Origin of the sequence: Listeria sp. LM90SB2, assembly GCF_028867355.1 — a bacterium.
Lineage (GTDB): Bacteria > Bacillota > Bacilli > Lactobacillales > Listeriaceae > Listeria > Listeria monocytogenes_B.
The window spans coordinates 194,805-208,879 of the sequence record NZ_CP046449.1 but is presented as its reverse complement, the minus strand read 5'-3'; the positions used below and the strand labels follow the sequence as shown (position 1 = coordinate 208,879).

The window sequence follows — 14,075 nt, the reverse complement described above, 5'->3', positions numbered from 1 at the left end:
AACTATGGGATATGCTTATATTATATGGAAAAACAATCAGACATTCTTTTACATTTGTTAATTCTTCTAGAAAAATTAAAAAAATAAGCCTGTTTCTACATTCTTCATAAAATAATTTATGAAAAGTGCAAAACAAGCTTATTTTTCGTGTGTGTTAAGCGGTTTTATTCTTAATTTTTTATTACTTTTAAAATTATTCGATTGGATTATCTACACTATTACTATATTTCGGATAAAGTGTAGTGCCCCAGATGGAGATATTTCTATTTTTCACAAGCGGTAGGTTCCGGTCATCAATTACCGTTCTCCACCATTCCCAAGCTAAACCAGTGCATTCTTTAGCGTAAACATTAATATTTCTTGCGTTACCTGGCAAATAGATGGACGATGTGAAATGAGCTAGCTTACTTTTATTGTTTTCGCTCCAGTTTTTATGTTGAACAATTTCGTTACCTTCAGGATCATAATTTATTTCATCCCAAGAGATGTTGAATTGAGCAACGTATCCTCCAGAGTGATCGATGTTGATTTTTCCATCTGTATAAGCTTTTGAAGTTGTTTCAATATATTCTGAGTTGTTTTTAATAACAGCTAATTCATTGTCTTTTAAGAAGTTTGTTGTATAGGCAATGGGAACTCCTGGTGTTTCCCGGTTAAAAGTAGCACCTTTTTTCAAAATATCTCGTAAGTCTCCGAGGTTACCGTCGATGATTTGAACTTCATCTTTTGCGGAGCCACCGTAAATTACGGCTTTGAAGGAAGAATTTTTGATGATATTTGTCAGTTCTACATCACCTGAGACAGATTTCCCACTTACGGCAGCGTCAAAAGCAGCTTTTACTTTGGTACTATGGGAATTAGTTGATAATTTCAAATAAACTTGACGGCCATATGCCACACTTGAGATATATGCAGGAGGATTTTCTGCATTCACTCCAAGCGCTTGCAACTGCTCTTTAGTAACAGCTTTGCCGAAAAATCTGGAAGGTCTTGTAGGTTCATTAACATTCACGTTATAGTAAATTTGTTTAAAACTAATGACTTCTTCTTGCATTTTCCCTTCACTGATTGCGCCGAAGTTTACATTCAAGCTATTATTTACAGCTTTAAATGCCGTACCAAATTTTGCAATTAATTGTGATTCACTGTAAGCCATTTCGTCATCATAATCAATTTTTGCACTTACATTTGGATAAGCTTGAGCATATTTTTCATTCCATCTTTCCACTAATGTATTTACTGCGTTGTTAACGTTCGATTTAGTAGCATTTTTTACAACAATTTTATTGTCTTGATTAGTCATTCCTGGCAAATCAATGCTAAGTGTTAATGAATCACGTTTGACAGGAAGAACATCGGGTTGATTTTCTACTAATTCCGAATTCGCTTTCACGAGAGCACCTGGATATGTTAGGCTCGAAATTGCATTCACAACTTGGATATCTGCATTATTTTGATTGATGGATTTCTTCTTTTTCTCCACAACGATATATTCATTTCCATCTTTATAACCTTTTCTTGGCGGCACATTTGTCACTGCATCTCCGTGGTATACTAATACATTGTTTTTATTGTAATCCAATCCTTGTATATACTTATCGATTTCATCCGCGTGTTTCTTTTCGATTGGCGTCTTAGGACTTGCAGGCGGAGATGCTGGTGGTGCCATGGATGAAATTAAATTTTCTTTATTGAATGCAGATGCATCCTTTGCTTCAGTTTGTTGCGCAATTGGTAGACTAACTAATATAAGTGTAATAAAAACTAGCATTATTTTTTTCATGGGTTTCACTCTCCTTCTACATTTTTTAACCTAATAATGCCAAATACTGTTTAGCCCCTCCTCTCTTTTGATAATTATAATATTGGCGAAATTCGCTTCTAAAGATGAAACGCAATATTATATGCTTGCTTTATAGCTTTATTCTAGTCCCGCTGTCCCTTTATCGTCGTTAACAAATGTTAATGCCTCGACATAAAAGTAACTTTAAGATAGGAATATACTAATCAAAGGAGGGGGCCATTTTGTATAAGAATTATTTGCAACGCACATTAGTTTTAGTACTCTGTTTTATTTTATGCTTTTTTACTTTCCCATTAGGTGGAAAAGCATATTCGCTTAATAACTGGAATAAGCCAATAAAGAACTCTGTAACTACAAAGCAATGGATGTCCGCTCTACCTGACACAACGAGCCTAGCAGCACTCTCTATACCAGGTACACATGATACGATGAGCTATAACGGAGACATGACGTGGACATTAACCAAACCACTGGCTCAAACACAAACGATGTCATTGTACCAACAACTAGAAGCAGGAATACGGTACATCGATATTAGAGCAAAAGACAATCTCAAAATTTACCATGGGCCAATTTTTTTAAATGCATCACTTTCAGGCGTATTAGAAACGATTACTCAATTTTTAAAGAAAAATCCAAAAGAAACCATTATTATGCGTTTAAAAGACGAGCAAAACAGCAACGATAGTTTTGATTATCGGATCCAACCACTAATCAACATTTACAAAGATTATTTTTACACTACTCCCAGAACTGACACGAGCAATAAAATCCCTACATTAAAAGATGTCCGCGGAAAAATATTATTACTTTCAGAGAACCACACAAAAAAGCCATTAGTCATTAATTCACACAAATTCGGCATGCAGTTCGGCGCATCCAACCAAGTAATTCAAGATGACTACAATGGTCCGAGTGTGAAAACAAAATTCAAAGAGATTGTCCAGACTGCTTATCAAGCTTCTAAAGCGGACAACAAACTGTTTCTTAACCATATTAGTGCCACTTCATTAACATTCACACCTCGTCAGTATGCTGCAGCATTAAACAACAAAGTAGAGCAGTTCGTACTCAACTTAACATCGGAAAAAGTTCGAGGATTAGGCATTCTAATCATGGACTTCCCCGAAAAACAAACTATCAAAAACATCATAAAAAACAATAAATTCAACTAACATATATTATTCCTACAAAAAAAGGGTTAGTATATCTCCGAGCAACCATCGGAACCATATACTAACCCTATTTCAATTTTAACATCTAAATAAATCCGTTTTTAAATATGTATGCATTTCTTTTGCGAAATCAAAATTTGTATAATAAAATCCTATATGTAAAAAATATTATTTAGCGTGACTTTCTTTCAACAGCTAACAATTGTTGTTACTGCCTAATGTTTTTAGGGTATTTTAAAAAAGGGCGATAAAAAACGATTGGGGGATGAGACATGAACGCTCAAGCAGAAGAATTCAAAAAATATTTAGAAACTAACGGGATAAAACCAAAACAATTTCATAAAAAAGAACTTATTTTTAACCAATGGGATCCACAAGAATATTGTATTTTCCTATATGATGGTATTACAAAGCTTACAAGTATTAGCGAGAACGGGACCATCATGAATTTACAATACTATAAAGGTGCTTTCGTTATAATGTCTGGCTTTATCGATACAGAAACATCGGTTGGCTATTATAATTTAGAAGTCATTAGCGAACAGGCTACCGCATACGTTATCAAAATAAACGAACTAAAAGAACTACTGAGCAAGAATCTTACGCACTTTTTCTATGTTTTCCAAACCCTACAAAAACAAGTTTCATACAGCCTAGCCAAATTTAATGATTTTTCGATTAACGGGAAGCTCGGCTCTATTTGCGGTCAACTTTTAATCCTGACCTATGTGTATGGTAAAGAAACTCCTGATGGCATCAAGATTACACTGGATAATTTAACAATGCAGGAGTTAGGCTATTCAAGCGGTATCGCACATAGCTCAGCTGTTAGCAGAATTATTTCTAAATTAAAGCAAGAGAAAGTTATCGTGTATAAAAATTCATGCTTTTATGTACAAAATCTTGATTATCTCAAAAGATATGCTCCTAAATTAGATGAATGGTTTTATTTAGCATGTCCTGCTACTTGGGGAAAATTAAATTAAATCAAAAAACAGGATGTCTCAATGAGGCATCCTGTTTTATATTTTATTCGAATAAAGAACTTACAGAAGCATTTTCATGAACGCGAACGATTGCTTCGCCAAGAAGAGCTGCAACAGATAATTGTTCCATTTTGTCAATCCATTTTTCTTCTGGAAGAGCGATGGAGTTTGTAACAACTAATTTTTCGATTGGCGATTCTTCAATACGTTTCATAGCAGGACCTGAAAGAACTGGGTGCGAACAACATGCGTAAACTTTTGTTGCGCCTGCTTCACGCAATGCTTTAGCAGCAAGTGTGATTGTTCCAGCTGTATCAATAATATCATCAATAATGATACAAACTTTCCCTTCTACATTACCAACGATGTTCATTACTTCAGCTACGTTTGGACGCGGACGACGCTTATCAATAATAGCAATCGGCGCTTTCAAACGGTCAGCCATTTTACGAGCTCGAGTAACTCCACCATGGTCAGGGGAAACTACTACTAGATCATCACCTAAATGACGTTCACTGAAATAGTCACTTAGAAGGCGAACTGCATTCAAGTGATCGATTGGAATATCAAAGAAACCTTGAATTTGCGGTGCATGCATATCAAGTGTAATCATTCTAGTTGCACCAGCAGTTTCGATTAAGTTTGCTACTAATTTCGCTGTGATTGGTTCACGACTTCTTGCTTTACGGTCTTGACGTGCGTAACCATAGTAAGGCATAACAATATTAATTGTTGCTGCGGAAGCGCGTTTCAACGCATCAATCATGATCAAAAGTTCCATTAAATTCTGGTTTACAGGATTACTCGTTGATTGAATAACATATACATGACAACCACGGATACTTTCTTCAATGTTAATTTGGATTTCTCCATCACTAAAATGAGTAACGCTTGATTTCCCTAACTCAATACCAACTTCTTTCGCAATCTCTTCAGCTAGTTCACGATTAGAATTTAGCGAGAAAATCTTCAACTTTGGATCAAAATACTCGTTTGACATAATCAGCCTCCACTATTTTTTATTAAAATTTTAAAATTCCCAAATGGAAATTATTTACCGTGATTCAAATGTTTTGCATAACCAAGTTTGTTGTCTTGTTTCGCACGAGCAATGCCTAGCGCGTCGTCAGGAACATCTTTTGTAATCGTGGAACCAGCAGCTATGAAAGCTCGATCTCCCACTTTGACAGGTGCAATCAGGTTTGAATTACAGCCAACAAAGACATTATCCCCAATGATGGTTTTCGCTTTGTTTTTGCCGTCGTAATTAACAGCAATACTTCCGCAACCAACATTGACGTTTTTACCAATTTCCGCATCTCCCATGTAAATGAAATGTGGTAATTTAGTTCCTTCACCAACCACTGCTTTTTTCGTTTCGACGTAGTTCCCGATTTTCACATGATCGTGAATGTCAGATTCTGGTCTTAGGTGCGCATATGGGCCAATTTGAACGTCATCGCCAACTTTACTTTCGAAAATAGAAGAAGTTCTGACGTGTACTCGTTCACCGATAACACTGTTTACGATTTCCGAGCCGCTTGTAACCACGCAATCATCACCGATTACAGTTTCCCCACGAAGCATAACTCCTGGTTCAATTACTGTATCTTGACCAATTTTTACATCTATATCAATATACGTGTTTTCAGGATTAACAAGCGTTACTCCATTACGCATATGATTTTCGTTAATTCGACGTTGCATTAATCTGGATGCTTCAGCTAGGGCAATTCGGTCGTTCACTCCAAGTGACTCTTCAAAAGACTCCATTCTGTAAGCCGCAACGACTTCATCCGAATCTTTTAAAATCTTAATAACATCTGGTAAGTAATATTCTCCTTGCACATTATCGTTAGAAACATTCTCTAACGCTTCAAAAAGAGCTTTATTATCAAAGCAATATGTCCCAGTGTTAATTTCCGAAATACGTTGTTCTTTTTCTGTTGCATCTTTATGTTCTACGATTTTTTCTACAATGCCTAGGTCATCACGAATAATACGACCATAACCTGTAGGATCTTCAATAACCGTTGTAAGAATAGTTGCTTTTGCACGTTTTTCATGGTGATATTTCAGTAAAGCTTCCATCGTACTAGCTTCGATTAAAGGCGTGTCCCCACAAACAACGAGCGTCACACCATCTTTACCTGCAAGTTCCGCTTTCGCTTGCAGTACTGCATGCGCCGTTCCGAGTTGCTCTTCTTGCTTTACAAACTCGCTTTTACCAGCTAAATGCTCTTGTACTTTCTCAGCTCCGTGACCTACAATTGTAACCACTTTATCAACATTAAGCGTCGAAATTTGATCTACTACATGTTCGACCATTGGTTTTCCACAAACAGGATGCAATACTTTGTAAAGTTTTGATTTCATCCGTGTGCCTTGGCCAGCAGCAAGCACTACAGCATATCGTTTTGACATTATATAGAACCTCCAATATTCACTATTCATCCACTATGAATGATAACGTAAAATTTACATTTTTTCAAGAATGCGCCCAAATAAAAAACCTTACCTACTTTTTTTAGGTAAAGATTCAATTTAAAGTTTTATTTGTTTGAAAATTCCGAAAGATATAGTATGATTATTTATTTGCTTACTAAAAGAAGAATTTACACTTATGCCACAAAAAAGTTTTCTAAAATGGACCTGTTTTTGCAACATCATTTAAAATTCTCCTCCCTGTTTTATAATCTGCTATTAATTATACCATAGCAAAAATAGAAGACCAAGGCTATTTATGATTTTTTTCATGCTTCATGTACACAAAAAGGGCTAGCACGCAGCTAGCCCTTGAAAATTTTAAATTATTCAGCAGAAACGGATTCAGATTCTTCTTCTGTTACTGCAGTTGCTTCTTCTTCACCAACGCGCTCATATTCAGCTAAAACTACTTCTTGAATTTTTGCACGAGTGTCAGAATTGATTGGGTGAGCGATATCACGGAATTCACCGTCAACACCACGTTTACTTGGCATAGCTACGAATAAACCGTTATTCCCATCAATAACGCGAATATCATGAACTACAAATTCCTCATCTAAAGTGATTGAAGCAATCGCTCTCATTCTTCCATCAGTTTCTACACGTCGTAATCTCACATCTGTTACTTGCATTATTAGTCACTCCTTATCCCATTTGCCTCTTTCAAAAAGAATCTGCTTATCCCAGCTAAAATCTTAGGTATTTATCCCCCAACTGTTCCCAACAACGTTCTCCCTAACCGAGGATTTTTTAGTTTTCTTCTACAATACTTTCGTCTGCAGAACTTTCTTCGTTTACTGCTGGTTCGTCCGCTACTTCATAAGCAGCTAAAACGGCTTCTTGAATTTTTGCACGGGTGCCTGAGTTAATTGGATGAGCGATATCTCTAAACTCACCATCCGGCGTACGTTTACTAGGCATAGCTACGAACAAACCCTCGTTGCCATCGATGACACGAATGTCGTGAATAACAAACTCACCGTCAATCGTTATTGAAGAAATAGCTTTCATTCTCCCATCTGTCTCAACACGTCGTAATCTCACATCTGTAATCTCCATTATCTTCACCACCTTAATCTAGTTGCGCTGCTAGTAAACAATGCTCACATGCAACTTAAGTACACACTCGAGAAAAATTCCCCCATAGAAAAAATTACTTTTATAAAGCAAGCAATATTCACGTAAAATTCTTCCCTATGAACATAATAATAAAAAAAACTAAATTTGACAACTTTGTGAATTGTAATCTAAAAAAAAGTTTTTTTTTTTGAAAATCGTTGACTTTTACAGATTGTTCCTACTAGTTTTTGTTTTGTATACAATAATTATCATCATACGTATAAAAACTTCAAAACCATTGCCATTACAGTATCAATCTGTAATCATCATACTATTTTGCAGACAATAACACCAGTAAAACGGTATTTGATTTATCATTTTTCGAAAATAATTGTATACAATATATATAGGGTTTATGAGTTTACAGAGCTCATATATTTACATTTTTATACTTCTCTATCCCATTTACTCTAATTAACCAACAGAGACTATATTCCCCCAAAACCCCATTCTAATGCATGTTGCGAGAATTAATTTTATTTTTATTCTAAATTTTTTACCAAAACCGGCTATTGAAAGCGTTTAATTGTGACAAAAAGATTAAATATAGATGACAAGACAACTTAGTAGCTAATTTTAGTAAAAAAAGAAGCCCGAAACAGCTTATTTCAGGCTTCTTTTATTTATTCGGATCTTAATGCGTCAATTGGTCTTAATTTCGAAGCTTTATTAGCAGGTGCGATACCAAATATCACTCCGATACATAGTGAGAATACGAAGGAGAAGATAATGGTTCCTGCAGTTATTCCTGACGATATACCTGCGACTGAGCCAAATATGAGCGCTCCTGAGACCCCGATAATAATACCGATAATCCCACCACAGACACTAATAACAATGGATTCAATTAGGAATTGTAACAGGATGGCTCGTTTTTTAGCTCCGAGCGCTTTTCTTATACCAATCTCTCTCGTTCGCTCACTAACAGAAACTAGCATAATATTCATAATTCCAATACCACCAACAACAAGTGAAATAGCAGCAATCGCACCAAGCGCAGTAGTTAGCGTTGTACTAATCGTGTTGAAAGCATTGAGAATCTCTTGTTGATTAATGACTTGATAAGATGGTCCCATTTGTGCGGATGACGCATTTTTTTCTTGTTCTTTTTCGTCACCAAATTTAATCGCAAGACGTGATTCTAGTGTGTTTACTACAAAATCAACATCTTCGGCAGATTTTGTTTCTACATAGATTGTACGGACATTTGTATCTTTTAGGAGCCTTTGAGCGGAAGAAATCGGAATAAAGATTTGGTCATCGCTCGATCCCATCATAGACGCGCCTTTTTCTTTCAAGACACCAACAACTTTGTAAGGCATTCCGTTTAATCTAATGGTTTCGCCAATCGGATCCCCAAAACCAAATAGATCACTTGCTACCGTAGAGCCTATTACAGCTACTTTCTGGCCATATTCGGTATCAATCGGTAGTAGGAAACGCCCTTCTTTCATTTCTAGGCTACGCGCGGCCTTATATTGGTCATTCGTGCCTATCACCTTATTACTTGAATTCTTATAATCAAAAGTTGCATTGACTTGTCCAGATAATTCTGGAGAAACGCTTTTGACTCCATCAATGTTTTGATATTTCATTACTTCATCATACGTATATTTGTCGTTTGGATTAACAGAGCTATTAACTACTGTAATTAAATTCGAACCCAAATCGCCCATTTGGTCATCAACTTCTTGCGTTACACCATTCCCTAGAGATACTAAAAGAATAACGGATGCGACACCAATAATAATACCTAGCATGGTTAGAAAAGACCTTAATTTACTTGCCTTTAATTGTTTCCATGCCATTTTCATGCTTTGGAGAACATTCATGCTTGCGTCGCCTCCTCATGGAATAATTTACCATCTTGAATACGGATACTTCTTGTACCGTATGAGGCGATTGTTGGATCATGCGTAATCATAACGATGGTGTTTCCAGCACGATTCAATTCTTGTAGGATTCCCATTACTTCTTTACCTGTTTTCGAATCGAGCGCACCAGTTGGCTCATCTGCTAGCAAAATTTGCGGTTTGCCGGCGAGTGCTCTTGCGATAGCCACACGTTGCTGTTGGCCACCAGAAAGTTGCGTTGGTAAGTTTCTACGTTTTTCAAGTAAGCCTACTTTTTCTAAACATTCGATTGCGGCTTTTTCTCGTGCAGAAACACTTAGTCCTGCATAAATTAGTGGTAGTTCCACATTTTCAAAGGCAGATAATTTTGGAAGCAAATTAAACTGCTGAAAAATAAAGCCAATTTTTTTATTTCTGATTTCGGATAGTTTATTATCGCTCAGTTTAAAAACATCTACATCATCAAGGTGATAGCTGCCTTCATCCGGAACATCCAAACAACCAATCATATTCATTAAAGTGGATTTACCGGAACCGGACGGACCAACGATGGATAAAAACTCGCCTTGCTCAACGGTAAAAGTAACATCGTCTAATGCTTTAAAAGTTTCTCCGCCTAGCGTATACGTTTTTGTTAAATTTTTCATGTCAATTAGCGGTTTTGGCATGTTTATCCCTCCTTCATACAATTTGTCTGATTTGTACTTACAAAAAACTTAGCTAGGAGCACCAGGAACCGTAGAAGTTTCTTGTGTAGGAAGAATTACTTTTTCGCCTTTTTTAACACCTTTAGTGATTTCGATATTATCTTCATTATGAAGACCAGTTTCTACAAATTTCTTCACTTTTTTCGTTTTCCCATTGTCTTTTTCTTCTGGAACTAATACGTAATATTTGTCGTCACTGTCTTTTTGAACAGCTTCAATTGGAACGTATAGTGCATCTTTTTTCTCATTTACTAAAATGGAAGCATCAGCAGTCATACCCGCTTTTAAATCGTCTGTTTTATCAAGAGAAATGATTACAGAGAAGCTAGACACACCATTTTGTACTTGACCTTGTTCTGCGATTTCTTTCACTTTTCCTGTATAAGTTTTGTCAGGTAGTGCTGTTACTGTGACTTTTACTTCTTGGTCTTTCTTGATGTTAGGAATATCAAGTTCGTCCATTTGCGCTACTAATTGAAGTTCATCGTAATCTGGAACTTGTGTGTTTACCGGAGAAATCGCGCCTGTTCCTGTAGCATTGATTTTCATATCTCCTTGTTTTACTTTGGCTGTAACTAATTTTTCTTGTGTTACGGAGCCACTATTTTTCGACAGCAAGAAAACCGCACCAACGGCTACTACTGCGATAATTACGATAACAATTAACCATTTAACCCACTTTTTCATGAATGTTCTCCTTCTGCTCCTAAAGTCTAGAAGCCTTGAATTTTATGTAGTAACGATAGAATTCATTCTACCATAAAAGTTAACTGAGTGAAGTACATCGGAAGACTGATTTGTTTTTAGTAGCAATTCGCCCCCCAAAAAAGAAAAACCCCAGAATATTTTCCAGGGTTTAGAATCAACTATTAAAGTAATTCCCATCAACAACTTCGATTTGTTTTTCTTTCATGTTCACATTTTTTATTTTTACAAGAGATACGTAATCATCCACTAAGCGCTCTTCCGCATATTCGGATTCAACTAACACGCCAATTCCAACTAAATGCGCGTTGAATTCTTCTAGCAGATTTTTCATACCATTAATTGTTCCTCCAGCTTTCATAAAGTCATCCACAATTACTACATTAGAGCCTTCAGCTAAGCTTCGTTTGGATAATTCCATTTTTTCGATTCGTTTGGATGAACCTGAAACATAGTTAATGCTTACAGTTGAGCCTTCTGTCACTTTGCTATCACGACGTACGATAACAAAGGGGACACTTAAATGTTCAGCAACCGCTTGTGCAATCGGAATCCCTTTTGTCGCAACAGTCATAATCGCATCTATTTTTTGGTTATTGAATTTCGTTGCTAAAATTTTACCAATTGCTTTGAGCGTTACTGGTTCTCCAAGTAAATCAGATAAGTACAAATAGCCCCCTGGAAGCAAACGGTTTGGTTCCGCAATTCTATTACATAGCGTATGCACAAAATCCAGCACATCGTCATTTCCCGCTATCGAAATATATTGCACACCACCAGCAGCACCCGGAACAGTTTCGAGCGTACCAATCCCTCTGTCTTCAAATGTTTTCTTTATGATAACCAAATCTTCACTAATAGAAGACTTAGCTGAGCCATAACGTTCAGCAAACATCGTAAGCGGCACTAACTTTCGCGGATGCGATAATAGAAACTGCGTCATATCAATTAATCGTTCACTGCGACGAATCTTCATAATCTCTCTCCCTTTGATAAAATTCCGTATATTAAAAAGCTATTTCACGTATTTTGTCCGTATTTTCTCTATTATAAAACGTTTTCTATAAAATTGACAACATTTATTATTTTAACCTAACGAAAAGCCTGCCAAATAAACATCCTTTGACAGGCCCATGCTCTTATAAATCGCGGAAACTAATAATCTCTACTTCTTGTTGGCCTAAATATGCTTGTAGTTCTCTTGAAGTTAGAATTGAAACTTCTTTGATGCGCGGCTCTACGTAACTAGATATTTCGCGCAACGTTTCATCAATAAATGCCGGATGAGTCATCACTTCGACTACATCATTCGTTCCGATATGCTTTTGTACTAATTTTTTAATCGTTTCAAAAGATACACCGTCTGCATAAAACTCCGTAGCGAATAAGTCAGGAGTTTTTATAGCACCGAAGTCCGAAACATCAGAATGACGTCGAATGCTCACACCGTATTTTTCCGCAAGTTTATGTTGTACGGGATAAATTAGCGGCTCAATTGAATGATGTGTATCAAAATGAGAAATAGTGATTCCTGCATCTAAAATTTTCTCGATTTGTGCAGTTAACTCGCGCTCCACCTCATTCATATCTACATCAGCTAAGCCGTTTTCAAGTGAGGTATAATTTCTGCGGAAACGCCCATCATCATCCGTTAGCGTTTCTAAACCTTGAAGGACTGGAGAACCGAACGTCAGGGTCAAATGCGCACCAATATCGAGACCTGGGTTTTCTTTCGCAACTTCAACTGCCAAATCAAATGCCGGGCTATTAGCAAGAAGCGTGGTAGATTTCACAACGCCTCGCTTATAAGACTCTAAAATACCATAAACTGCTCCCGGGCTAATTCCAAAATCATCTGCATTAAAAATAATTTTCATTTCTTTGACCCCTCTCATTCATTAATTATTTATATTTGTATCGTTCTCGCCTTCACTCCATGGTCTAACCATATAAACTTCCTCACAAAAGCCACGCAAGCCGTTATAGACACGTTTTGCTCTGGAGTACTGTTTGATAAGCGCAAACACTGTCGGACCGCTACCACTCATTAGGGCCGCCTCAGCACCAAACGCTAACATCCGATCTTTTATTCGTTTAACTTGCGGATTTTTTTCTAATGTCACAGACTCTAATACATTTCCTGTAGACGCAAATATCCCGTCTAAATCGCCATTTTTAATGGATTCAATCATTTTTTGTGTGTCTGGGTGTTCTACGTTATCTACTTGAAGTTCTTTATAGATAGTCGGGGTAGACACGCTAATGCTCGGTTTAGCAAGCACAATCCAACAACCAGGAATATTAGGTAACGCAGAAATCTTTTCCCCGCGCCCAGTTGCTAGCGCTGTTCCGCCGTATACGCAAAAAGCGATATCAGAACCAATTTCCGAACTAATTTCGGCTAATTCTTCTATTGAAAGACCAAGTTCCCAAATGACATTTAATCCTTTGAGCGCTGCAGCTGCATCTGAACTACCACCAGCAAGACCCGCAGAAACAGGAATGTGCTTATCAATTGTAATGCGCACACCCATCTTTACGTCAAAACGCTTCTTTAAAAGGAGGGCTGCTTGATAAATTAAATTGCGACGATCTTCTGGAATAAAGTGTGCCTTTACATCCAGCACAATTTTGTCTTCGTCTAAGCGTTCTAAGTATAATCTATCAGCAAGGTCGATTGTTGTCATCACCATTTCCACTTCATGATAGCCGTCCTCACGTTTGTACAGCGCATCAAGTGAAAGATTAATTTTAGCTGGTGCTGTAATGCTTATTTTCATTTTTCTTGGCCTCCGCGTTCAAAATCTCTTTTTCTATTCTATCATATGAAAGAAAAAATATGTAGCTAGCGGCCCAAAACAACTTCTATGTATAGCAAAAACCGAACCACGCTATATGGTTCGGCTACTTCAGCTTTATTATAAAGCTAATTCTTTATTATCATCTGTAAATACAAGTTCTACTGCGTCTGTTAAGATATCCGTGTAACTATAGGATACTCTTTCAAAGTTGTTTTCATCTTGATCAAGCTCCACAATGAAAACGGATGGATATGTTTCAGCTAGGATACCGCAACGTTCAATCGTTTTCTTACGACCACCGTTTGCTTTCAATGTCAATGCTTTACCTAATCTAGAATCTAAATTCGTCTTAATGCTTGCAATGGTTTTTGGCATTTATTTTCCACCTCACTAATATCCATTATAGCATAGTTCGGCTCCGAAATCAATAACCAAATA

At 36.8% G+C, this 14,075-nt stretch carries 14 protein-coding genes; 2 read left to right on the top strand and 12 right to left on the bottom strand.

Annotation, left to right across the window (positions count from 1 at the left end):
- Positions 1–193: 193 nt before the first annotated feature.
- Positions 194–1,783 (bottom strand): cholesterol-dependent cytolysin listeriolysin O, encoded by a 1,590-nt coding sequence (gene hly, locus GL301_RS01030; RefSeq protein WP_003728174.1) that lies wholly within the window; start codon positions 1,781–1,783, stop codon positions 194–196.
- A 242-nt stretch (positions 1,784–2,025) separates the two neighbouring features.
- Between hly and plcA the strand changes: the two genes are divergently transcribed.
- Together plcA and prfA are read left to right on the top strand one after the other, a co-directional pair.
- Positions 2,026–2,979: a phosphatidylinositol-specific phospholipase C gene (plcA, locus tag GL301_RS01025; RefSeq protein WP_003726703.1), complete on the top strand. Its 954-nt coding sequence runs from the start codon at positions 2,026–2,028 to the stop codon at positions 2,977–2,979.
- Between the two features lie 272 nt (positions 2,980–3,251).
- On the top strand, positions 3,252–3,965 hold the full coding sequence (gene prfA / locus GL301_RS01020; RefSeq protein ID WP_003722729.1) for a listeriolysin O transcriptional regulator PrfA: 714 nt from the start codon (positions 3,252–3,254) through the stop codon (positions 3,963–3,965).
- A 43-nt stretch (positions 3,966–4,008) separates the two neighbouring features.
- On the opposite strand, the gene GL301_RS01015 is transcribed toward prfA, so the two are convergent.
- The 11 genes from GL301_RS01015 to veg all read right to left on the bottom strand — a co-directional run bounded on the left by GL301_RS01015 (position 4,009) and on the right by veg (position 14,012).
- Positions 4,009–4,965, bottom strand: coding sequence for a ribose-phosphate diphosphokinase (locus tag GL301_RS01015; protein WP_003722728.1), 957 nt, complete (start codon positions 4,963–4,965; stop codon positions 4,009–4,011).
- Positions 4,966–5,015: 50 nt separating this feature from the next.
- Positions 5,016–6,389 carry a bifunctional UDP-N-acetylglucosamine diphosphorylase/glucosamine-1-phosphate N-acetyltransferase GlmU gene (glmU, locus tag GL301_RS01010; RefSeq protein WP_003728175.1) on the bottom strand — a complete coding sequence of 458 codons (1,374 nt, stop codon included), beginning with the start codon at positions 6,387–6,389 and terminating at the stop codon, positions 5,016–5,018.
- A gap of 386 nt (positions 6,390–6,775) precedes the next feature.
- On the bottom strand, positions 6,776–7,084 hold the full coding sequence (gene spoVG / locus GL301_RS01005; RefSeq protein ID WP_003722726.1) for a septation regulator SpoVG: 309 nt from the start codon (positions 7,082–7,084) through the stop codon (positions 6,776–6,778).
- Positions 7,085–7,202: 118 nt separating this feature from the next.
- A complete protein-coding gene (gene spoVG, locus GL301_RS01000) occupies positions 7,203–7,511 on the bottom strand; it encodes a septation regulator SpoVG (RefSeq protein ID WP_003722725.1) in 309 nt (102 codons plus the stop codon).
- Between the two features lie 683 nt (positions 7,512–8,194).
- Complete coding sequence (locus tag GL301_RS00995; RefSeq protein WP_003725507.1) at positions 8,195–9,403, bottom strand: ABC transporter permease; 1,209 nt, start codon at positions 9,401–9,403, stop codon at positions 8,195–8,197.
- Positions 9,400–10,092 (bottom strand): ABC transporter ATP-binding protein, encoded by a 693-nt coding sequence (locus GL301_RS00990; protein ID WP_003722723.1) that lies wholly within the window; start codon positions 10,090–10,092, stop codon positions 9,400–9,402. Before GL301_RS00990 ends, GL301_RS00995 begins: the two co-directional genes overlap by 4 nt.
- Before the next feature lie 48 nt (positions 10,093–10,140).
- A complete protein-coding gene (locus GL301_RS00985; protein ID WP_003722722.1) occupies positions 10,141–10,818 on the bottom strand; it encodes an efflux RND transporter periplasmic adaptor subunit in 678 nt (225 codons plus the stop codon).
- A 175-nt stretch (positions 10,819–10,993) separates the two neighbouring features.
- A complete protein-coding gene (gene purR, locus GL301_RS00980) occupies positions 10,994–11,812 on the bottom strand; it encodes a pur operon repressor (protein WP_003722721.1) in 819 nt (272 codons plus the stop codon).
- A gap of 163 nt (positions 11,813–11,975) precedes the next feature.
- Positions 11,976–12,713 carry a chitin disaccharide deacetylase gene (chbG, locus tag GL301_RS00975; RefSeq protein ID WP_003722720.1) on the bottom strand — a complete coding sequence of 246 codons (738 nt, stop codon included), beginning with the start codon at positions 12,711–12,713 and terminating at the stop codon, positions 11,976–11,978.
- A gap of 21 nt (positions 12,714–12,734) precedes the next feature.
- Positions 12,735–13,616 (bottom strand): 4-(cytidine 5'-diphospho)-2-C-methyl-D-erythritol kinase, encoded by an 882-nt coding sequence (ispE, locus tag GL301_RS00970; protein WP_003725506.1) that lies wholly within the window; start codon positions 13,614–13,616, stop codon positions 12,735–12,737.
- Between the two features lie 138 nt (positions 13,617–13,754).
- Positions 13,755–14,012, bottom strand: coding sequence for a biofilm formation stimulator Veg (gene veg / locus GL301_RS00965; protein ID WP_003718261.1), 258 nt, complete (start codon positions 14,010–14,012; stop codon positions 13,755–13,757).
- Positions 14,013–14,075: the final 63 nt, after the last annotated feature.